Here is an 18,752-nt window from a genome sequence, read left to right on the forward strand (position 1 = left end):
CCCTGCAAGGGCCTGTTACCGGATGCTCTTTTACGCGGGGCGTACCTTTTCGGCCTGAGGGCCTTTCTGCCCCTGGGTTATCTCGAACTCCACCCTGCTACCTTCTTCAAGGGTCTTGAAGCCGTCACCTTGAATCGCGGAATAGTGGACGAACACATCAGTTCCGCCACCGTCCTGAGTGATGAATCCAAAGCCTTTTTCCGCGTTGAACCACTTCACCGTACCTACTGCCATTGCCGTTCTCCTGACGTCTGATACGCACACTTGCATGGGCGTCGCTAGATTCGCTTGACGCTGGTGGCGAATATTCCATCGGGACGGTGGATTCTTTCGAATAACACCCTCTGGCCTTGCGCAAGCCGCACGCCAACCGACCCTTGAAGATCCACCAGTACGTCTTCTTCCTCACCGTCCGGCGCAATCAAGCCACTGCCTCTGTCCAGGTCATAGACCTTGATCGCCCCTTCCGCTACCGACTGCATGCCCCTCTCCCTGCCTCTGGTTGAACCACCTGCGCGCAGCGTAGGACGTCATGGAAGCGCGATAGCGGGAAGCTGACTACTGTCAAAGTTGACAGGTAGACAAAAGTTGGCGACGAGCGGTAATGCCCCGGCAAATCTTAGGCAGAAGAGAGGCGATGGTTTGCAGATCAGGAATCCCGACGCAACTCCGGCGGAATCGGCAGGTCCTTGAGCGGGTCCGGACGCTTGCCCTTGCCCGCGCGGTATTGGCGGATCTGATAGACATACGCCAGCACCTGGGCCACGGCCAGGTACAACCCGGCGGGGATTTCCTGGTCGAGATCGGTGGAATAAAAGATCGACCGCGCAAGCTCCGGCGATTCGAGCAGCAGAATATCGTTGGCCACGGCGATTTCGCGGATTTTCAGGGCAGTGAAGTCGCTGCCCTTGGCCAGCAGCATCGGTGCGCCGCCCTTCTCCGGGTCGTACTTGAGGGCCACGGCGTAGTGAGTCGGGTTGGTGATGACCACGTCGGCATCGGGCACCGCCGCCATCATCTTGCGCTGGGACATTTCACGCTGCAGTTGCCGGATACGCTGTTTGACCTCGGGACGCCCTTCCTGGTCCTTGTGCTCGTCGCGCACTTCCTGCTTGGTCATCAGCAGTTTCTTGTGGCTCTCCCACAACTGGATCGGCGCGTCCACCGCCGCGATGATGATCAGCCCGCAGGCCATCCACAAGGTACTCCAGCCCACCACTTGCACGCTGTGGATGATGGCCGACTCCAGCGGCTCGTGGGCAATGCGCAGCAAGTCGTCAATGTCGGATGACAACACCGTCAGCGCCACGAACAGAATCAGGATGAATTTGGCCAGCGCCTTGAGCAGTTCCACCAACGCCTTGCCGGAAAACATACGCTTGAGCCCAGGCCCCGGGTTCATCCGGCTGAACTTGGGCGCCATGCTGCCTGCGGCAAACAACCAGCCGCCCAAGGACACCGGGCCGATCAGCGCCGCCAGCAATAACGTGATCAGTACCGGCTGCACCGCCAGGAGAGCGATCTTGCCCGAGTGCAACAGGTACAGGCCCATGGCGCCGGGGCTCAGCAACACCTCACGCGGCAGGACGAAGTTGAGTTTCATCAACTCCATCAGGTCCAGCGCCAGGCCGCCACCGTAAATCAACAGGCCACCGGCGCCGGCCAACATCACCGCGAGTGTATTGAGCTCTTTGGAGCGGGCGATCTCGCCTTTTTCCCTGGATTCCTTTTTACGTTTATCCGTGGGGTCTTCTGTTTTGTCCTGACCACTCTCGCTCTCGGCCATGGCTCAGCGCGCCCGTGCCAGATCACGTAAGAACTGCAAGGCTTCGGTCGCCAGCGGTTGATACTGATTGAGAATGTCAGCCATGCCGACCCAGAAAATCCCCATGCCCAGCACCAGCGTCAAGGGGAAACCGATCGAGAAGATATTCAACTGCGGCGCCGCACGGGTCATCACGCCAAACGCGATGTTGACCACCAGTAAAGCGGTGATAGCCGGCAACACCAGCAACAGCGAAGCACCCAGCACCCAGGTGAGGCGCCCCACCAATTCCCAGAAATGGCTGACCACCAACCCCGAACCCACCGGCAAAGTGGTGAAACTCTCGGTCATGACCTCGAACACCACCAGGTGGCCGTTCATCGACAGGAACAGCAACGTCACCAGCATGGTCAGGAATTGCCCGATCACCGCCGCCGACACGCCGTTGGTGGGGTCAACCATGGACGCGAAGCCCATCCCCATCTGGATCGAGATGATTTGCCCGGCAATCACAAACGCCTGGAAGAACAATGTCAGCGAGAAGCCCAGCAGCGCGCCGATCAGGATCTGCTCGGCAATCAGCAACAACGCGCTGAGGTCCAGGGCATTCACCGGCGGCATAGGTGGCAGCCCGGGGACGATCACCACGGTAATGGCGAAGGCGAAATACAGGCGAATACGCCGCGGGACCAAGGTGGTGCCGAACACCGGCATGGTCATCAGCACTGCGGTTACGCGAAACATCGGCAAGATGAAAGACGCCACCCAGGTGCTGATCTGGGTGTCGGTCAACGCCAGCACGGACTGCATGGGGGTCAGCCGATCAACTGCGGAATACTGCCGTACAACTGCAGGATGTATTCCATGAAAGTGCGCACCAGCCAAGGGCCGGCGACGATCAGCGTGATCAGCATCACCAGCAGGCGCGGCAGGAAGCTCAACGTCTGTTCGTTGATCTGGGTGGCGGCCTGGAACATCGCCACCAGCAGGCCGACCAACAGGCTCGGCACCACCAGCACGGCGACCATCATGGTGGTCAGCCACAACGCCTCACGGAACAGGTCGACGGCAACTTCTGGAGTCATCGCGCTATACCCCTCCGAAACTGCCGGCCAACGTGCCGATGATCAGCGCCCAGCCGTCCACCAGCACAAACAGCATGATCTTGAACGGCAGCGAGATGATCAGCGGCGACAGCATCATCATCCCCATGGCCATCAACACACTCGCCACCACCAGGTCGATGATCAGGAACGGGATAAAGATCATGAAGCCAATCTGGAACGCGGTCTTCAATTCGGACGTGACGAACGCCGGCACCAGGATGGTCAACGGCGCCTGATCCGGGGTGGCGATGTCGGTGCGCTTGGACAACCGCACGAACAACTCAAGGTCGCTCGAGCGGGTTTGCGACAGCATGAAGTCCTTGATCGGCCCCTGGGCCTTGTCGATCGCGTCCTGGGCGCTGAGCTTTTCCGCCAGATACGGCTGCAGGGCTTGCTGGTTCACCTTGTCGAACACCGGCGCCATGATGAACAGCGTCAGGAACAGGGCCATGCCGGTGAGGATCTGGTTCGACGGCGTCTGCTGCAGGCCCAGGGCCTGACGCAGGATCGAGAAGACAATAATGATCCGCGTGAAGCTGGTCATGAGCATGACAAACGCCGGGATAAAACTCAGCGCCGTCATGATCAGCAGGATCTGCAAGCTGACCGAATACTCCTGTGCCCCGGCGGCGTTGGTGCCCAGCGTGATCGCCGGAATCGACAACGGGTCGGCGGCCCACGCCAATGGCGCAGCCAGCAACAGCATGAGCGTCAATAAAACGCGCATTACTTCTTATCCTTCTGATCCTTGCCCAGCAACTCCATCAGGCGCTGGGCGAATTCTGGCGTGGCAGCCTCGGTGCCGGCCACTTCCACCGGCTTCTTGAGCACATGCAGCGGGGTGATGCGGCCAGGAGTAATGCCCAGCAGAATCTGCTCCTCGCCGACCTGCACCAACACCAGACGATCACGCGGGCCAAGGGCGCGCGAGCCGATCATCTCGATGACCTGGGCATTTCCCGGGCCGATGCGCTGCACTCGGCGCATCAACCAGGCCAGCACGAAAATCAAGCCGACCACCAGCAACAGTCCCAGCACAAGCTGAGTCAACTGGCCGCCGACACTGCTGCTGACCACGGGGGCCGCCGCCACTTGCGCGACCGGCTCGGCCGCCATGGCGCTCAATGGCAGCGCCAGAAACAGTCCCGCCATCGAATACTTCATATCAGCGCAACTTCTTGATGCGTTCGCTCGGGCTGATCACGTCGGTCAGGCGGATACCGAACTTCTCGTTGACCACCACCACTTCGCCGTGGGCGATCAATGTGCCGTTGACCAGCACGTCCAGCGGCTCACCCGCCAGGCGGTCGAGCTCGATCACCGAACCCTGGTTGAGCTGCAACAGGTTGCGGATGTTGATTTCGGTGCTGCCCACTTCCATGGAAATCGACACCGGGATGTCGAGGATCACGTCCAGGTTCGGCCCGTCGAGGGTCACCGGTTCGTTGTTCTTCGGCACGCTGCCAAATTCTTCCATGGGCAGGCGGGAACCGGCCGACGAGGTCGCGGCGTCGGCGGCCAGCAGCGCATCGATATCGTCCTGGCCTACATCGCCGGTCTCTTCCAGGGCTGCCGCCCATTCGTCAGCCAGGGCCTGGTCTTCGGCGGAAGTGTTTTCGTGTTCGGTAGCCATTACATGTCCTCGGCGGAGCAAACATTCATCAATAAATTAGAGCGGATCAGCGACGGGTGATCGGCTCGATCACTTGCAACGCCAGGTTGCCCTTGTGGGAACCGAGCTTGACCTTGAACGATGGCACGCCATTGGCGCGCATGATCATTTCTTCCGGCAGTTCCACAGGAATGACGTCTCCCGGCTGCATGTGCAAAATGTCACGCAAACGCAGTTGGCGACGGGCCACAGTGGCGCTCAGAGGTACGTCGACGTCCAGCAGGTCTTCGCGCAGGGCCTTGACCCAGCGCTCGTCCTGGTCGTCCAGGTCGGATTGGAAACCGGCGTCGAGCATCTCGCGCACCGGCTCGATCATCGAGTACGGCATGGTCACGTGCAGGTCGCCGCCACCGCCATCGAGTTCGATGTGGAAGGTGGAGACCACGATGGCTTCGCTGGGGCCGACGATGTTGGCCATGGCCGGGTTCACTTCCGAGTTGATGTACTCGAAATTGACTTCCATGATCGCCTGCCAGGCTTCCTTCAAGTCGATGAAGGCCTGCTCCAGCACCATGCGCACCACACGCAATTCGGTAGGGGTGAATTCACGGCCTTCGATCTTGGCGTGACGCCCGTCGCCACCGAAGAAGTTGTCCACCAGCTTGAATACCAGTTTGGCGTCAAGGATGAACAGCGCGGTGCCGCGCAACGGCTTGATCTTGACCAGATTGAGGCTGGTGGGCACGTACAGCGAATGCACGTACTCGCCGAATTTCATCACCTGCACCCCGCCCACCGCCACGTCCGCCGAACGGCGCAGCATGTTGAACATGCTGATACGGGTGTAGCGGGCGAAACGCTCGTTGATCATTTCAAGGGTCGGCATGCGTCCACGGACGATGCGATCCTGGCTGGTCAGGTCGTAACTTTTGATGCTGCCAGGCTCGGCAGCCATGTCGGTCTGTACCAGACCATCATCGACGCCATGCAGCAGCGCATCGATTTCATCCTGGGACAGCAGGTCTTGCACGGCCATGTCGTGATCCTACTGCAATACGAAGTTAGTGAAGAGCGCCTGCTCAACCACGACTTTGCCGAGTTCTTTCTGGGCCACTTCCTGCACGCTGGCAGTGACCTTCTGACGCAGCATTTCCTGACCGACCGGGGTGGCCAGGGTGTCGAAATTCTGTCCGGAGAACAGCATCACCAGGTTGTTGCGGATCACCGGCATATGCACCTTGAGGGCATCCAGATCCGCCTGGTTACGCGCCAGCAAGGTGATGCTCACCTGAAGATAGCGTTGACGACCGTTCTGATTGAAGTTGGCGACAAAGGCTGGAAGCATCGGCTCGAAGATTGCCGGTTGCTTGACGTTACTGGTGGTCTCGGCGGCGGGAGCCGGTTTGCTGGCACTGCTGTGCATGATGTACCACGTGCCGCCCACGGAGGCGCCAATGGCCAGGAGCAGGCCCAGCACAATCACCAGGATCAGCTTGAGCTTGCCTTTACCTTTGCCAGCGGGGGGAGTTGCTGCGTCGTCGCTCTTCGCCATGCCAATAATCCGTCACTATTCGGGAATTCATAGATCTACGGAAAGGCAAGAGCAAGTGTTATGCCAGAGTTGTCTGGCACGCAGGCAAGGCCAATCAAACAGGGGAGCGAGCCACTCCCACATGGGGTCGGTGCAAAGCACGAATCAGGCGTAGTAATCGACCGCACTGGAGCCGATTACCGTAGAGGTTATCGGCGCCACCGCTTCAGCCACGTCGACGTGCCCACTGCCCTCGCCACTGTCCCCGCGTCCGCCACTACCACTCACGCGTGCCTGGGCCTGGGCCTGAGCTTGTTGCTGCTGCTCCTGGCCTCGGGACTGGTCGGAGACGTTGACGTCCACTTGTCCCATGCCCTGCTGGGCAAACATCTCCCGCAGGCGTCCGGACTGGCTTTCCAGGGCTTCACGCACCACCGCATGGCCACTCATGAAGTGGACCTGAGCCTGTTGGTCCGGCGTCATATTGACCTTGATATCCAGGCGCCCCAGCTCTGCCGGCTGCAACTGGATCTCGGCCGACTTGAGGTTGGCGCTGGACAGGTACATCACGCGGTTGACCACGTCTTCGGTCCAGCCGCTCTGGTGCATGGCCAACGGCGCGTTGGCAACCGACGGTAAGGCGTTCGCGGTTTTCGGCGTGGCGGCCTGGGTCAGCGCAGCCAGGCGGTTGGCGAAATCATCGACGCGGGTATCGCTGCTGGCGTCTTTCAAATCCTTGAGGCCACTTTCGATCAGCCCGCTGAAGGCTTTGTCGCCGCCGTCGGGGCTGTGCTTGGCAGTCTGCTGATCGACCATGTTGGCCAAGCCAGCCGCAAAATTCTGCGCGGCGGTCGGCTGATCCAGGTTCGACGCAGGCGCAGTTTTCTGCGGTGTCTGGCTGCTGGCCGATACGTGTCCGCCCTGCTCCATCGCCAAACGCACGGCCGGCATCGAATCCAGAGGGTCGGCCGACGGATCGAAAGGTGGTTGGTTGGCGTCATCGGTCGCCGCGACCGGTGCGGCAACAACCGGCTTGGCCTTGTCATCCTTCGCCTTGTCATCCTTGGTCGCGGCAGCAGGTACCGGTGTCTCCACGGGAACCGGCACAGCCACCGGTGTGACGGCTGCAATCACTGCAGGGTCGACCACGGGTGCGACGGGAGGTTGCTGAGCCAGGGCCGGGTCAGTGGGCTTGGTATCGTCACTGCTGGCGCTGTCGTCGGACTTGGCCGGCGGGTTGGCAGGCAAGGGATTGCCGCTATCGGCAACCGCTGGCTTGCTGGCGGCAGGCTTGTCGTTGTTGTCGGCCGACTTGGCGCTGGTATCGGCAGGCTTGTCACGGGTGGATTTAGTCGGGGTGTCGTCGGTCTTCACCGCCGGCTTCGAGCCTTGGCTGGCAAACACTTGAGCAAAGCCAGGGCCCTTGTCCTGCTGGGCCGCAGCCGCCGCCGGAAGTGTAGCGGCGGGCGCTTGGGGCTTGGCTGCGGGAGCAGCCTGAAGGAGCGAATTGGGGGCGACTGGCATAGGTAAAGGTCTCCACTGCACAGGGGTCGAGAGTGCTGTGCTGGGAGGTGGAGCAAGAGTTGGGCCAAGTTTGTGCAGGAGCGAACTTGCTCGCGAAAAACGTCAACGATAACGCGGTGTCCTGGAGGAGCGCGGCGCCTGTAAGTTTTTCACGAGCAAGCTCGCGCCTACAGACGTCAACGTATTCTACTTCAACAACTAAACCCCGAACCTCTGCCTCTCCGACTCATACAAAGGCCGAACCAGGGCGAACTCACTGTCAATCTGATCCACCAGCGCCCCCAGGTCCGCGGCAGCCCCGACTGACTCTACTTCCAGCCGCTGACACAACTGCGCCAACCGCACAGCCCCAAGGTTGCCGCTGCTGCCCTTGAAACTATGGGCAATCCGTCCCAGCGCCTTGGCATCATCCCGCGCCTTGCGCAGCGCTTCGACGCGCTTTTGCGAGTCGTCAAGAAAGGTTTCGAGCAACTTGGGGTACTCATCTTCCATGACGTCCTGCAAACCCGACAGCACCTCGGGGTCCAGATGAATCTCAGCCACTTGCTCGCTCCTTGATCAAGAATCAGCGGATTATGCCAGAGCCTTCCAGCAAAACTCCACGCAGACACTGCGCCCGCCGTCCGTCCAGCGTACATCGCTGCTCAACTGGCGCACCAGGCTCAAGCCTCGTCCAGACAGACGGTCGATATCCGGCGGCCGCGCCAGTACCTGATCCACATCGAAACCTGGACCACTGTCTTCGACGCGCAAGATCAACTTGCCGCCCAGGGTGGTCGGCACCACCTGCATATGCACCCGCACATAGCCGCTGTCCAGTTGCGCCAGCCGCTCATTGCGCTGACGGTAGTAGTCGGCAAAGCCCTGGGCATTGCGCTTGAGTTGCGAGTCCAGGCCCAGCACGCCGTGCTCCAATGCATTGGAATACAGTTCGGCCATCACGCTGTAGAGCGCCCCGCTCTGCTCGCGCAGCCCCTGGATCTCCAGCAACAACTGCAGCAGATAGGGCAACGGGTTGTAGCACCTGAGCGTCTGGGCGCGAAATTCGAAGCTCACCGACCAATCCAGAGGGCACGCCTGGCTGCCGTCGGTGTACGCAGGCTCGGACACACGCAGCGGCTGGCCGGGCTGCAAGGTGATTTCCACCATGCTGACGTCATCCCGCGCTTCACCACGAAAGGCCGCCAGAGCCTGCTCAATCTCTTCGAACAGGCGGTCGGGCTCGCAGTTGGCGGCGAACACCTGCTGCAGGCGTTCGGCGCCGAACAACTGGTCGTTGGCGTCAGCGGTCTCCAGCACACCGTCGGAGAGCAGAAATACCCGATCGCCAAGGGCCATCGGCAAAACGTCGATGCTGTCATCAAACGCCTCCATCGACAGCACACCCAACGGCAGATGCCGTGACTTCAACGGCGTGCGCTTGCCCGTAGCGACCTCATGCACATAACCCTCCGGCATACCGCCATTCCATACCTCTACCACGCGTCGCTGGGGGCTCAGGCACAACAGGGTGGCGCAGCAGAACATGTCCACCGGCAGGATGCGCTTGAGCCTGGCATTCATCTCACGCAGGGTCTGCGCCAAGTCATAACCCTTGGCGGTCATACCGTAAAACACGTCCGCCAGGGGCATGGCACCAATGGCGGCGGGCAGGCCATGGCCGGTGAAATCGCCGAGCAGCACGTGCATGTCTCCAGACGGCGTATACGCCGCCAGCAACAGGTCGCCATTGAATAGCGCATAGGGTGATTGCAGGTAGCGAATGTTCGGTGCGGCATTGATGCAGCCCGAATGGGCGACCTTGTCGAACACCGCCTTGGCCGCACGCTGCTCTTGCAGCAGGTATTCATGATGCCGGGCGATCTGATCGCGCTGCTGAAGGACCGTGGCCTGCAGACGCCGCAAACGGTCCATGGCATTGATCTTGGCGGCCAGGATCAGTGGGTTGTAGGGTTTGGGCAGAAAATCATCCCCACCGGCATCCAGGCACTCGGCCAGGTCGGCGCTTTCGCTGAGGGACGTAAGAAAGATCACGGGGACCAGCGCCTCCCCCGCCAATTGCTTGATCCACCGCGCGGCCAGGAAACCGTCCATCACCGGCATCATCGCGTCCATCAACACCAGTTGAGGTCGCTCACGCGCAAACACCTCAACGGCTTCCTCGCCGTTGGCTGCGGTGAGCACGTGATGCCCCTGGCGCCGCAAGATAGTCGCCAGCAGCAGCCGGTCGGTATCGCTGTCCTCGGCGATCAGGACAGTCAGCGGCTCGGACATCGGGGCCAGTACTCTCAATTGATGTCGAACAGCTTATCGAAGTTAGAGATGGCGAGGATCTTGCGCACGTCGGGACTGCAGTTGATCAGCGTGACCTGCGAGTCGTCACCGCCTGCGTGGTCACGCAACAACAGCAGCATGCCCAAGGCCGAGCTGTCCAGGTAGGTGGCTTCTCTCAGATCGACGGTGTAGGCGTCAGGGACCTTGTAGAAACGCTCGTAAGCCTCACGGAAATGCTGGTGGCTGCCGAAATCGAATCGGCCCTTGATTGCGATCGTCAACTGCTTCCCATCCAGGGATACTTCTGATGTCACCGACATACGACTGCTTCCTTGTCATTGGCCATGTGTAACAAGGTTTAGCAGGCGAACCCGATCTCGGCAAATGTGGGAACAGCCCCACACCTAATACTGCGACTGACGGGGCAGACGTTGTGACAGCTCATCCAGCAGCTTTTGCTCGCGCTTGTCCTCAATCGCCCGCGCTTCGTCGATATAGCGCTGTACCAGTTTGCGCAGCCCCTCGACCCGGGCAAACGCCTGCTGCCAGCTTTCGCGGGCCTTATCGAGGTTGTTCTGGTGCCAGGCCAGGCTTTGGCGCTGCTGGGCGACCGCCGTCTCCAACTGGTTGAGAAAGCCCTGATAACCCATCAACCACTGGCCGGAAACGCCCTGGCTGCCGCGCTCGATCCACTGTTGCTGGTACTCGCCGCGAAAACGCTCCAGGTCGCCCAGCTTGCTTTCCGCCAGGCGGACCTGGCCTTGAAAATAGCCCAGCCGCTGGGCAGCGGTCTTTTCGGCCTTTTCGGCCATGTCCACCACCGGGGCCAGGCGCGAGGAGCGGGTGCTGGCCATGGCTTAGCCGCCTGGCGCCGGGGCGAAGATCGAGGCAAGGTGCGCTTCGCTTTCGCCCATGCTGATTTTGTCGTTGAGCCCCTGACGCAGGTACGTCACCAGTTGCGGCTGCAGGGCGATCGCCAGGTCGGTCTCACGATCGCCACCGGCTACGTAGGCACCGACGCTGATCAGGTCGCGACTCTGCTGATAGCGTGACCACAACTGCTTGAAGTGCTGCGCTCGCGCCATGTGCTCGGGCGTGACCACCGCCGGCATCACCCGGCTGATCGACGCTTCGATGTCGATGGCAGGGTAGTGCCCCTCCTCCGCCAGGCGCCGTGACAAGACGATGTGGCCGTCGAGTACACCCCGCGCCGAGTCGGCAATCGGGTCCTGCTGGTCATCGCCTTCGGACAACACGGTATAGAACGCAGTGATCGAGCCGCCCCCGGCCTCGGCGTTACCGGCACGCTCCACCAGCTTGGGCAGCTTGGCGAACACCGATGGCGGATAACCTTTGGTGGCAGGTGGTTCGCCGATGGCCAGGGCGATTTCCCGCTGGGCCTGGGCGAAACGCGTGAGCGAATCCATCAGCAACAGGACATTCTTGCCCTTGTCGCGAAAATACTCGGCGATACGTGTGCAATACATGGCGGCGCGCAAACGCATCAAGGGCGCGTCATCCGCTGGAGACGCCACCACCACAGAGCGCTTGAGACCTTCCTCGCCCAGGCTGTGCTCGATGAATTCCTTCACCTCGCGGCCCCGTTCGCCGATCAACCCGACCACGATAATGTCGGCCTCGGTAAAGCGCGTCATCATGCCCAGCAGTACCGACTTACCCACACCGGTACCGGCGAACAGGCCCAGGCGCTGGCCGCGGCCGACCGTCAATAAACCGTTGATGCTGCGAATGCCTACGTCCAGCGGCGTGCTGATGGGGTTACGCTTGAGCGGGTTGATGGTGGGGCCGTCCATCGGTACCCAATCTTCGGCCTTCATGCCGCCCTTGCCGTCCAGGGCGCGGCCGGCGCCGTCCAGCACACGACCGAGCATGCTCATGCCCATGGGCAAGCGGCCGGTGTCGGCGAGCGGCACAACCCGGGCGCCGGGGGCGATCCCCGCCAGGCTGCCGACGGGCATCAGGAAAATCTTGTTACCCGAAAAGCCCATAACCTCAGCTTCGACTTGCACCGGGTGATAGCTGTCGTCGTTGATCACCATGCAGCGGCTGCCCATGGCGGCGCGCAGGCCTTCGGCTTCGAGGGTCAGGCCAACCATGCGCAGCAGGCGCCCTTCGAGGATCGGCTGGCCGGGCAACTCAGTGGCCTGGGCGTAGCTGCCCAGGCGCTTGGCGAAGCTGGTGCGATCAAGGCGCATCGGGGGCGTCCAGGTCAACGCTCAGGTCAGGTTCGGCCGGATTCAGAGCCTGCTCATGAAGTTGGTCGAAGAGCTTGGCCATGATCTGGGTGATACGGGTTTCCACCGTCGCATCGATACGGCTGTGTTCGGTTTCGACCCGGCAACCGCCAGGCTGCAACGCCGCGTCTTCGACGATGCGCCAGGTTTCTTCATGGCGCTCGCGCAGGGCTTTGACCTGCTCGAAATCCTGCGGGTTGATGTACAGCCGTACATTACCGACGCCCAAGGGCAGCAGCTTGAGGGCTTCGCGCATGACACTTTCGATATGGCTGGAGTCGAGCACCAGTTCGCGCTGGATCACTTGGCGGGCGATGTGCTCCACCAGGCCGACCATGGCTTTTTCAAGCTGGGAATCCTGTTCGGCGATGGGGTCGAACAGGCTGCCCATCAAGCGCTCCAGGCTGGCGAGCTTGACGCTCAGCGCCGCCTCGGCTTCCTGGCGCACTTTGAGGGTGGTACTGCGGAAACCGTCCTTTTCCCCCGCGGCGAAGCCTTCGTTGTAGGCCTCCTGGCGGATGGCTTCCAACTCTTCGAGCGTCAGTGGCTGGACGTCCTCCAGCGGCACTTCTTCCATTTCCGCAGGGGGTTCTTCGACCGGCGCGGGTTCAGGCTCCGGTACATGCGGATCGAAACTGGGCAATGACCAGATATCGAACCCACCGACATCCCGCGCGCGAATCAGATCGCTGGGCGTCTCATCTTTGTTCGACATGGGACGCGCCTTAGATCATTTCTTCGCCGCCCTTCCCGCCGAGAACGATTTCTCCGGCTTCGGCCATACGGCGGGCAATGGTGAGGATTTCCTTCTGGGCGGTTTCGACGTCGCTCACACGCACCGGGCCTTTGGCCTCCAGGTCGTCGCGCAACAGTTCGGACGCACGCTTGGACATGTTCTTGAAGATCTTCTCTTTGACGTTTTCGTCGGAGCCCTTGAGTGCCAGCACCAATACGTCCGAGGACACTTCGCGCAGCAACGCCTGGATACCACGGTCGTCGACATCGGAGAGGTTGTTGAACACGAACATGAGGTCTTCGATCTGGCCGGACAGGGTGTCGTCGATCTCGCGGATCGAGTCCATCAGTTGGCCTTCCATCGAGCTGTCGAGGAAGTTCATGATGTCCGCCGCGCGCTTGATACCGCCCAGGGTGGTCCGCGAGGCATTGGAGTTGCCGGAGAACTGCTTTTCCAGAATCGTGTTGAGTTCTTTCAGTGCTGCCGGCTGCACGGTGTTCAGCGACGACACGCGCAGGATGATGTCCAGGCGCACTTTGTGGTCGAAGTGACCGAGCACTTCACCGGCCTGGTCGGGGTCCAGGTAGGCAACGACGATCGCCTGGATCTGCGGGTGCTCGTAGCGGATCACGTCGGCGACCGCACGCGGCTCCATCCATTTGAGGCTGTCGAGGCCGCTGGTGTTGCCACCGAGCAGGATGCGGTCGATCAGGCCGTTGGCCTTGTCTTCGCCCAGGGCCGAGGTGAGCATTTTGCGGATGTAACTGTCGGAGCCGACGCCCAGGCTGGTCTGGTCGCCGACGATTTCGACGAACTCGCTCATCACCTGCTCGACTTGCTCGCGGTGCACGTTACGCATCTGCGCCATGGCCACGCCGACGCGTTGAACCTCTTTGGGGCCCATGTGGCGCAGCACTTGGGCGGCGTCGGTTTCACCCAGGGACAGCAGCAATACGGCGGCTTTGTCGACCCGGGAGAGCTTGGCAACAGCGGCTCGATTATCACTCATCTGCGTTGATCCACTCTTTCACGACCTGGGCCACACGGCCCGGGTCTTCTGCCACCAGACTTTTGATTGCGTTCAACTGAGCGTCATAACCTTCGCTCGGGCTCGGCAACAGGATGCTTTGCGGGCCGCCCAGGCTGACGCGGTCGTTGGCCAGTTCGCCATCCAGGCCGCCCATGCCACCCAACTCGACGTCGCTGCCACCGAAGGCCGCCAGTTGTTTCTTGCCGTTGCCGGTGATGTTGTTGAGCACCGGACGCAGCACGCCAAACACCAACACCAGGATGAACAACACGCCCAGCACTTGCTTGACGATGTCCCAGAACCACGGCTGAGTATAGAACGCCGGGTCGGCGATCACTTCGCCACGCTCAGCGGAGAACGGCATGTTGATCACGCTCACACTGTCACCACGGCTGGCGTCGAAACCGACGGCGTCCTGCACCAGGCGGGTGAAGCGAGCCAATTCGTCGGCGCTCCACGGGGCGCGGGTTACCGCACCGTCAGCCGGGTTGACCTTGACCTGGTCATCGACCACTACCGACACCGAGAGACGATTGATTTTGCCCTGTTGCTGCTTGGTGTGGCTGATGGAGCGGTCGAGTTCGAAATTCTTGGTGGACTGATTACGCTTGTCCGCCGGGTAAGGGGCGAGCATCGGCTGGCCGGTGGCCGGGTCCATGATCTGCTGGCCATTGGCATCCAACAGCGGCTGGCCAGGTTGAATCGCGCCGGCAGTCGCGGCAGCGCCACCCGTGGTTTGCGGCGCCGAAGCCGGGGCTGGAGGCTGGTTGCTCAGGGCTCCCGGCACACCTTGCGGGCCATTGCTGGCGGTGCGTTGTTCGCTGGTGGACTGCTCGCTGCGCAGCGCAGGCTGGTCGGGATTGAACTGCTCGGACGTCGACTCGACGGCACTGAAGTCCACATCGGCGGACACTTCAGCCTTGTAGCGGTCATTACCCAACACCGGTTGCAGAATGTTGTGCACACGTTGGGTGAGCATGCTTTCCATGCGGCGGCTGTAATCGAACTGCTTGCCGGCCTGGGTCAACGCGGAGTTTTCGGCCTGGTCGGACAGCAGGTTGCCCTTCTGGTCCACCACCGTAATTTGCGACTTGCTCAATTCAGGAACGCTGGTAGCCACCAGGTTGATGATCGCGAGGACCTGGCCAGGCTCCAGGGAACGACCGGCAAACAGCTCGACCAACACCGAAGCACTCGGTTTGCGTTCGTCACGCACGAATACCGAACTTTTTGGAATCGCCAGGTGCACACGCGCGCCCTTGACGTTATTCAGGCTGGAGATGGTACGCGCCAGCTCGCCTTCAAGGCCGCGACGGTAGCGGGTGGCTTCCATGAACTGGCTGGTACCCAGGCCCTGGTCCTTGTCGAGGATTTCAAAGCCGATGTTGGCATCGGACGGCGTCACACCGGCGGCGGCCAGCTTCATGCGCGCACGGGCTACGTCGTCGGCCTTGACCAGCAAGGCCCCGGAGTTGGGCTCTACGGTGTAGGTAATGTCGGCGGCGGCAAGGGTTTCCATGATCTGCTTGGAATCCATGCCCGCCAGGCTGCCATACAGCGGGCGGTAATCAGGTTGCTGCGACCACAACACCACGGCAAAACCAATCGCCACGCTGGCTGCCAGGCCGACCAACAGGCCCACCTGACGCAACATGGTCATTTCGGAAAGGTTTTCCAGGAACGACAGGCCAAACAACGGCGGCTTGCCGTCTGCCTTGGCGGGTGCGTTGTCCACGACTGCTTCTGCCATGACTTAAATCTCGTCCTTAAACCGGCATCTGCATGATGTCTTGATAAGCCTGAACCAGCTTGTTACGTACTTGGGTCAAGGCCTGGAAGGACACACTGGCTTTTTGCGAGGCGATCATCACGTCGGTGAGGTCCACGCCGCTTTTACCGATCTCGAAGGCGGTGGCCAACTGGTTCGATGCTTGCTGGGTATCACTGACCTTGTTGATGGCCTGACCGAGCATGTCGGCGAAACTGCTTTGGCCCAATCCCGGCGCTGGCGCGACGGATTTCGGTTGAGCCATGGCATCCATTTGCATGGAGCGCATATCCAACATCAACCGATTGAACTCAATACCCTGGCTCATGACCTTCTCTCTCTGACGACCCGCAATTTTTTGACACTACGCAGCGGTTACTACAGGTGGTAGCAACAAGGGTGCCAGATCCGTGGCGACTCGTAAGAAAAGGCGACAAACCATGTCGACCTACACGTTTGTCAGGTAGCGAAGAGATACGCTTCCACATCCATCCCGGCGTCACGCATCTGCGCCAGCTTGTAGCGCAAGGTGCGCGGGCTGATGCCCAGGCGCTCAGCCGCCTCTTTGCGACGGCCACGCTCGGCACGCAGGGTGTCGATGATCATCTGGAATTCGCGGCGCCGCAGGTCATCCCCGAGGGCGCCAGCCGATTCAGCTTCAGCAGTCACTGGCGCGGGCGCCAGGGTTGGGAATGGCGCAGCTGCACTGCCCATGGCCAGGCAGAAGTCCTGCGGCTGGATCACCCCGCCCTGCTGCAAAATCAGCGCACGCTGGATCGCATTGTCCAACTCCCGCACGTTACCGGGCCACGGATAGGCGATCAGGCAAGCCTGAGCTTCAGCCGACAGCCTCGCTTGGGCGTGCTTCATTTTTTTGACGTGGTTGTTCAGCAGGCGCTCGGCCAGTGGGACGATATCGGCCGGGCGCTCACGTAACGGGCGCCAGGCCAGCGGGAAGACCGAGAGTCGATAGAACAGGTCTTCCCGGAAGCGCCCCGCCGCTACTTCGCCCGCCAGGTCGCGGTTGGTCGTGGCGACCACGCGGATATCCAGCTGGATCGGTTTGCGTGCACCGACCCGTTCCACTTCACGCTCCTGCAAGACCCGCAGCAGCTTGGCTTGCAAGCCAAGGGGCATTTCGGAAATCTCGTCGAGCAAGATGGTGCCGCCGTCGGCCTGTTCGAACTTGCCGGCCTGGGCCGCGATGGCACCGGTGAACGAGCCCTTTTCATGCCCGAACAAGGTGGCTTCGAGCATGTTGTCCGGGATGGCCGCGCAGTTGATCGCAATAAAGGGTTGCTTGGCACGGCTGGATTGTTGGTGGATATAACGCGCCAGCACCTCTTTACCGGTGCCGGACTCGCCGGAAATCAACACGGTGGAATCGCTGCGCGCCACGCGTGCGGCCAGTTCGAGCAATTGCGCACTGGCCGGTTCAAAGGCTATCGGGCCTTCGCCTTCGGCGGCAGGCATCACCCCCAGGGCGTGCCGGGCAACCAACTCCATCAAGGCTTTGGGCTCGAAGGGCTTGACCAGGTAATCGGCCGCGCCCTGACGCATGGCGTCCACCGCCCGCTCCACCGCTCCGTGGGCGGTCATCAGCAACACCGGCAGTTGCGGCTGGCGTGCGCGCAGCAGGCTGAGCAACTGGTGACCATCCATGCCCGGCATGTTGACGTCGCTGACCACCAGGCTGAATGCCTCTTGCTCGACCGCCTCCAAGGCTTCCTCGGCAGAACCGACCGCCCGGTAGTCATGGCTCGCCAACAGCAGCGTATCAGCCAATGCTTCACGCAGGGCGCGATCGTCTTCCACCAATAAAACCTTGATAGCCATAGTCCTTTTACTCCGCGCTTGCCGCGCTGGAAAACAGCGGCAAGGTCATCAATGCACAGGTGCCACGCCCCAACCGGGAACGCAGCTGCAATTCTCCCTGATGGGCACGTGCCACTGCCTTGACCACGGTCAGGCCGAGGCCGGTACCGTTGGTCTTGGTGGTAAAAAAGGGCTCGCCCATACGCTGCAGCACCACAGGATCGATACCGCTGCCACTGTCGCTGATGCACAAGCGCAGGTTCTGGTCGCGACGGTATAAGTGCACCTTGAGCCGCGCATTCGGGCCGCTGGCCTGGATGGCGTTTTCAATCAAGTTGAGCAAGGCGCCTACCAGGGTGTCCCGATTGCACAGCAATTCGCCGAGGTGACTGTCGCACTGCCAGCGCACATTGACGTCCTGGATATGGGTGGCGGCCGACGACTGCAAGGATTGCATCAGTTCCGCCGGCGTGACGCGGTCGGTCATCGGCAATTCGCCACGGGCAAACACCAGCATGTCGCGCACCTGGTGCTCCAACTCGTGCAGACGCTCCTTGAGGCGCCCGGCAAAGCGCTGGTGAGTGGCGGCAGGCAATTGTTCATCAGTCAAATGACTGGCGTAGATCAATGCCGCCGACAAGGGCGTGCGGATCTGATGCGCCAGAGAGGCGACCATCCTGCCCAGCGACGACAAGCGTTCATGACGCGCCAGCTGGTCTTGCAGGTGACGGGTTTCCGTCAGGTCGTTGAGCAGCACCAACTGGCCGGGCTCGGCGTCAAGGGAGCGAGTGGCAATGGACAGGCGGCGCCCGTCTTTCAAGGAAATTTCGTGGCCGTCGTCTTCACGCGGGGCAAAGCAGCGGGTGATCACTTCTCGCCATAACTCGCCTTCCAGCGGCAGGCCGAGCATCTCGCAGGCGGCCGGGTTGGCTTCGCGCACACGCCCCTGGTCGTCGATGACGATCACGCCACCGGGCAACAAGTCGAGGAGGTTTTGCAGACGGTTGGCCAGGCGCTCTTTCTCGGCCAATTCTTCCATGCGCTGGGCACTGACCACGGCCAGCTCGCCTTTAAGCTCGGAAACCCTGGCCTCCAGCAGGCTGTAGGAGTCGGTCAGTTGGCTGGACATCTGGCTGAACAGCGAAAACGCCTGCTCCAGACCTTGCCGGCTCTGCTGCTCTACAGACGGGACGCCCCCTATAAGATCTGGGGACGGAGATAGTTGGGCGGCGTGGGGCATCATGCTCTCTCGCTTGGCTGACCGTCAGTTAAACGGAACGTTGCGAGTGCTGTAGCAATACCCGTGCCGAAAAAAAACCGGGTGCCCGACTTCACC

Annotated in this window: 22 protein-coding genes; all 22 read right to left on the reverse strand. The window is 61.3% G+C overall.

The genetic code is table 11. From position 1 onward, the window contains the following. Window positions 1–30 precede the first annotated feature (30 nt). A complete protein-coding gene (locus M5B97_RS08625) occupies window positions 31–234 on the reverse strand; it encodes a cold-shock protein (protein WP_123715593.1) in 204 nt (67 codons plus the stop codon). A 44-nt stretch (window positions 235–278) separates the two neighbouring features. Further along, the gene (locus M5B97_RS08630) at window positions 279–482 is read right to left on the reverse strand and encodes a cold shock domain-containing protein (RefSeq protein WP_248731263.1); all 204 of its coding nucleotides are present in this window, start codon (window positions 480–482) and stop codon (window positions 279–281) included. 167 nt (window positions 483–649) lie between these two features. Continuing rightward, a complete protein-coding gene (flhB, locus tag M5B97_RS08635) occupies window positions 650–1,786 on the reverse strand; it encodes a flagellar biosynthesis protein FlhB (protein WP_123715592.1) in 1,137 nt (378 codons plus the stop codon). 3 nt (window positions 1,787–1,789) lie between these two features. After that, window positions 1,790–2,575, reverse strand: coding sequence for a flagellar biosynthetic protein FliR (fliR, locus tag M5B97_RS08640; protein ID WP_123715591.1), 786 nt, complete (start codon window positions 2,573–2,575; stop codon window positions 1,790–1,792). Between the two features lie 5 nt (window positions 2,576–2,580). Further along, a complete protein-coding gene (gene fliQ / locus M5B97_RS08645) occupies window positions 2,581–2,850 on the reverse strand; it encodes a flagellar biosynthesis protein FliQ (RefSeq protein WP_071486515.1) in 270 nt (89 codons plus the stop codon). Window positions 2,851–2,854: 4 nt separating this feature from the next. Continuing rightward, a complete protein-coding gene (gene fliP, locus M5B97_RS08650) occupies window positions 2,855–3,598 on the reverse strand; it encodes a flagellar type III secretion system pore protein FliP (protein ID WP_123715590.1) in 744 nt (247 codons plus the stop codon). Beyond that, window positions 3,598–4,035: a flagellar biosynthetic protein FliO gene (gene fliO / locus M5B97_RS08655; protein WP_123715589.1), complete on the reverse strand. Its 438-nt coding sequence runs from the start codon at window positions 4,033–4,035 to the stop codon at window positions 3,598–3,600. Before fliO ends, fliP begins: the two co-directional genes overlap by 1 nt. A 1-nt stretch (window position 4,036) precedes the next feature. Continuing rightward, window positions 4,037–4,504: a flagellar motor switch protein FliN gene (gene fliN / locus M5B97_RS08660; protein WP_123715588.1), complete on the reverse strand. Its 468-nt coding sequence runs from the start codon at window positions 4,502–4,504 to the stop codon at window positions 4,037–4,039. A gap of 46 nt (window positions 4,505–4,550) precedes the next feature. Further along, complete coding sequence (gene fliM / locus M5B97_RS08665; protein WP_123715587.1) at window positions 4,551–5,519, reverse strand: flagellar motor switch protein FliM; 969 nt, start codon at window positions 5,517–5,519, stop codon at window positions 4,551–4,553. A gap of 9 nt (window positions 5,520–5,528) precedes the next feature. Next, window positions 5,529–6,035 (reverse strand): flagellar basal body-associated protein FliL, encoded by a 507-nt coding sequence (gene fliL, locus M5B97_RS08670; protein ID WP_248731264.1) that lies wholly within the window; start codon window positions 6,033–6,035, stop codon window positions 5,529–5,531. Window positions 6,036–6,179: 144 nt separating this feature from the next. Next, a complete protein-coding gene (locus M5B97_RS08675) occupies window positions 6,180–7,538 on the reverse strand; it encodes a flagellar hook-length control protein FliK (RefSeq protein ID WP_248731265.1) in 1,359 nt (452 codons plus the stop codon). Window positions 7,539–7,736: 198 nt separating this feature from the next. Continuing rightward, window positions 7,737–8,081 carry an Hpt domain-containing protein gene (locus M5B97_RS08680; RefSeq protein WP_134656889.1) on the reverse strand — a complete coding sequence of 115 codons (345 nt, stop codon included), beginning with the start codon at window positions 8,079–8,081 and terminating at the stop codon, window positions 7,737–7,739. Between the two features lie 30 nt (window positions 8,082–8,111). After that, window positions 8,112–9,830 carry a fused response regulator/phosphatase gene (locus M5B97_RS08685; RefSeq protein ID WP_283100941.1) on the reverse strand — a complete coding sequence of 573 codons (1,719 nt, stop codon included), beginning with the start codon at window positions 9,828–9,830 and terminating at the stop codon, window positions 8,112–8,114. Continuing rightward, window positions 9,827–10,132 (reverse strand): STAS domain-containing protein, encoded by a 306-nt coding sequence (locus M5B97_RS08690; protein ID WP_123715582.1) that lies wholly within the window; start codon window positions 10,130–10,132, stop codon window positions 9,827–9,829. Before M5B97_RS08690 ends, M5B97_RS08685 begins: the two co-directional genes overlap by 4 nt. Window positions 10,133–10,216: 84 nt before the next feature. Beyond that, complete coding sequence (gene fliJ / locus M5B97_RS08695) at window positions 10,217–10,666, reverse strand: flagellar export protein FliJ (RefSeq protein ID WP_134656892.1); 450 nt, start codon at window positions 10,664–10,666, stop codon at window positions 10,217–10,219. Between the two features lie 3 nt (window positions 10,667–10,669). After that, window positions 10,670–12,028 (reverse strand): flagellar protein export ATPase FliI, encoded by a 1,359-nt coding sequence (gene fliI, locus M5B97_RS08700; protein WP_123715580.1) that lies wholly within the window; start codon window positions 12,026–12,028, stop codon window positions 10,670–10,672. Next, on the reverse strand, window positions 12,018–12,782 hold the full coding sequence (fliH, locus tag M5B97_RS08705) for a flagellar assembly protein FliH (RefSeq protein WP_248731267.1): 765 nt from the start codon (window positions 12,780–12,782) through the stop codon (window positions 12,018–12,020). Before fliH ends, fliI begins: the two co-directional genes overlap by 11 nt. A gap of 10 nt (window positions 12,783–12,792) precedes the next feature. Continuing rightward, the gene (gene fliG / locus M5B97_RS08710) at window positions 12,793–13,812 is read right to left on the reverse strand and encodes a flagellar motor switch protein FliG (protein WP_123715578.1); all 1,020 of its coding nucleotides are present in this window, start codon (window positions 13,810–13,812) and stop codon (window positions 12,793–12,795) included. Next, window positions 13,805–15,583: a flagellar basal-body MS-ring/collar protein FliF gene (fliF, locus tag M5B97_RS08715; RefSeq protein ID WP_248731268.1), complete on the reverse strand. Its 1,779-nt coding sequence runs from the start codon at window positions 15,581–15,583 to the stop codon at window positions 13,805–13,807. The genes fliG and fliF overlap by 8 nt, the downstream gene beginning before the upstream one ends. A 16-nt stretch (window positions 15,584–15,599) precedes the next feature. Next, window positions 15,600–15,929 carry a flagellar hook-basal body complex protein FliE gene (gene fliE / locus M5B97_RS08720; protein ID WP_123715576.1) on the reverse strand — a complete coding sequence of 110 codons (330 nt, stop codon included), beginning with the start codon at window positions 15,927–15,929 and terminating at the stop codon, window positions 15,600–15,602. A 131-nt stretch (window positions 15,930–16,060) separates the two neighbouring features. Then, entirely contained in the window at window positions 16,061–17,437 is a 1,377-nt protein-coding gene (locus M5B97_RS08725; RefSeq protein ID WP_248731269.1) for a sigma-54 dependent transcriptional regulator, read from the reverse strand. 7 nt (window positions 17,438–17,444) lie between these two features. Then, entirely contained in the window at window positions 17,445–18,656 is a 1,212-nt protein-coding gene (locus M5B97_RS08730; protein ID WP_134657868.1) for an ATP-binding protein, read from the reverse strand. Window positions 18,657–18,752: the final 96 nt, after the last annotated feature.

Source organism: Pseudomonas sp. MWU13-2517, from assembly GCF_023242545.1.
In the GTDB taxonomy this organism is placed as follows: domain Bacteria; phylum Pseudomonadota; class Gammaproteobacteria; order Pseudomonadales; family Pseudomonadaceae; genus Aquipseudomonas.

Excerpts from the sequence above, each read along its gene's own strand:
- flhB (WP_123715592.1), bottom strand. The coding sequence starts at position 1,786 with ATGGCCGAGAGCGAGAGTGGTCAGGACAAAACAGAAGACCCCACGGAT.
- M5B97_RS08725 (WP_248731269.1), bottom strand. The coding sequence starts at position 17,437 with ATGGCTATCAAGGTTTTATTGGTGGAAGACGATCGCGCCCTGCGTGAA.
- M5B97_RS08675 (WP_248731265.1), bottom strand. The coding sequence starts at position 7,538 with ATGCCAGTCGCCCCCAATTCGCTCCTTCAGGCTGCTCCCGCAGCCAAG.
- M5B97_RS08690 (WP_123715582.1), bottom strand. The coding sequence starts at position 10,132 with ATGTCGGTGACATCAGAAGTATCCCTGGATGGGAAGCAGTTGACGATC.
- fliJ (WP_134656892.1), bottom strand. The coding sequence starts at position 10,666 with ATGGCCAGCACCCGCTCCTCGCGCCTGGCCCCGGTGGTGGACATGGCC.
- fliI (WP_123715580.1), bottom strand. The coding sequence starts at position 12,028 with ATGCGCCTTGATCGCACCAGCTTCGCCAAGCGCCTGGGCAGCTACGCC.
- M5B97_RS08630 (WP_248731263.1), bottom strand. The coding sequence starts at position 482 with ATGCAGTCGGTAGCGGAAGGGGCGATCAAGGTCTATGACCTGGACAGA.
- fliR (WP_123715591.1), bottom strand. The coding sequence starts at position 2,575 with ATGCAGTCCGTGCTGGCGTTGACCGACACCCAGATCAGCACCTGGGTG.
- M5B97_RS08730 (WP_134657868.1), bottom strand. The coding sequence starts at position 18,656 with ATGCCCCACGCCGCCCAACTATCTCCGTCCCCAGATCTTATAGGGGGC.
- fliG (WP_123715578.1), bottom strand. The coding sequence starts at position 13,812 with ATGAGTGATAATCGAGCCGCTGTTGCCAAGCTCTCCCGGGTCGACAAA.
- fliO (WP_123715589.1), bottom strand. The coding sequence starts at position 4,035 with ATGAAGTATTCGATGGCGGGACTGTTTCTGGCGCTGCCATTGAGCGCC.
- fliF (WP_248731268.1), bottom strand. The coding sequence starts at position 15,583 with ATGGCAGAAGCAGTCGTGGACAACGCACCCGCCAAGGCAGACGGCAAG.
- fliL (WP_248731264.1), bottom strand. The coding sequence starts at position 6,035 with ATGGCGAAGAGCGACGACGCAGCAACTCCCCCCGCTGGCAAAGGTAAA.
- fliH (WP_248731267.1), bottom strand. The coding sequence starts at position 12,782 with ATGTCGAACAAAGATGAGACGCCCAGCGATCTGATTCGCGCGCGGGAT.
- fliE (WP_123715576.1), bottom strand. The coding sequence starts at position 15,929 with ATGAGCCAGGGTATTGAGTTCAATCGGTTGATGTTGGATATGCGCTCC.
- fliN (WP_123715588.1), bottom strand. The coding sequence starts at position 4,504 with ATGGCTACCGAACACGAAAACACTTCCGCCGAAGACCAGGCCCTGGCT.
- fliM (WP_123715587.1), bottom strand. The coding sequence starts at position 5,519 with ATGGCCGTGCAAGACCTGCTGTCCCAGGATGAAATCGATGCGCTGCTG.
- fliP (WP_123715590.1), bottom strand. The coding sequence starts at position 3,598 with ATGCGCGTTTTATTGACGCTCATGCTGTTGCTGGCTGCGCCATTGGCG.
- fliQ (WP_071486515.1), bottom strand. The coding sequence starts at position 2,850 with ATGACTCCAGAAGTTGCCGTCGACCTGTTCCGTGAGGCGTTGTGGCTG.
- M5B97_RS08625 (WP_123715593.1), bottom strand. The coding sequence starts at position 234 with ATGGCAGTAGGTACGGTGAAGTGGTTCAACGCGGAAAAAGGCTTTGGA.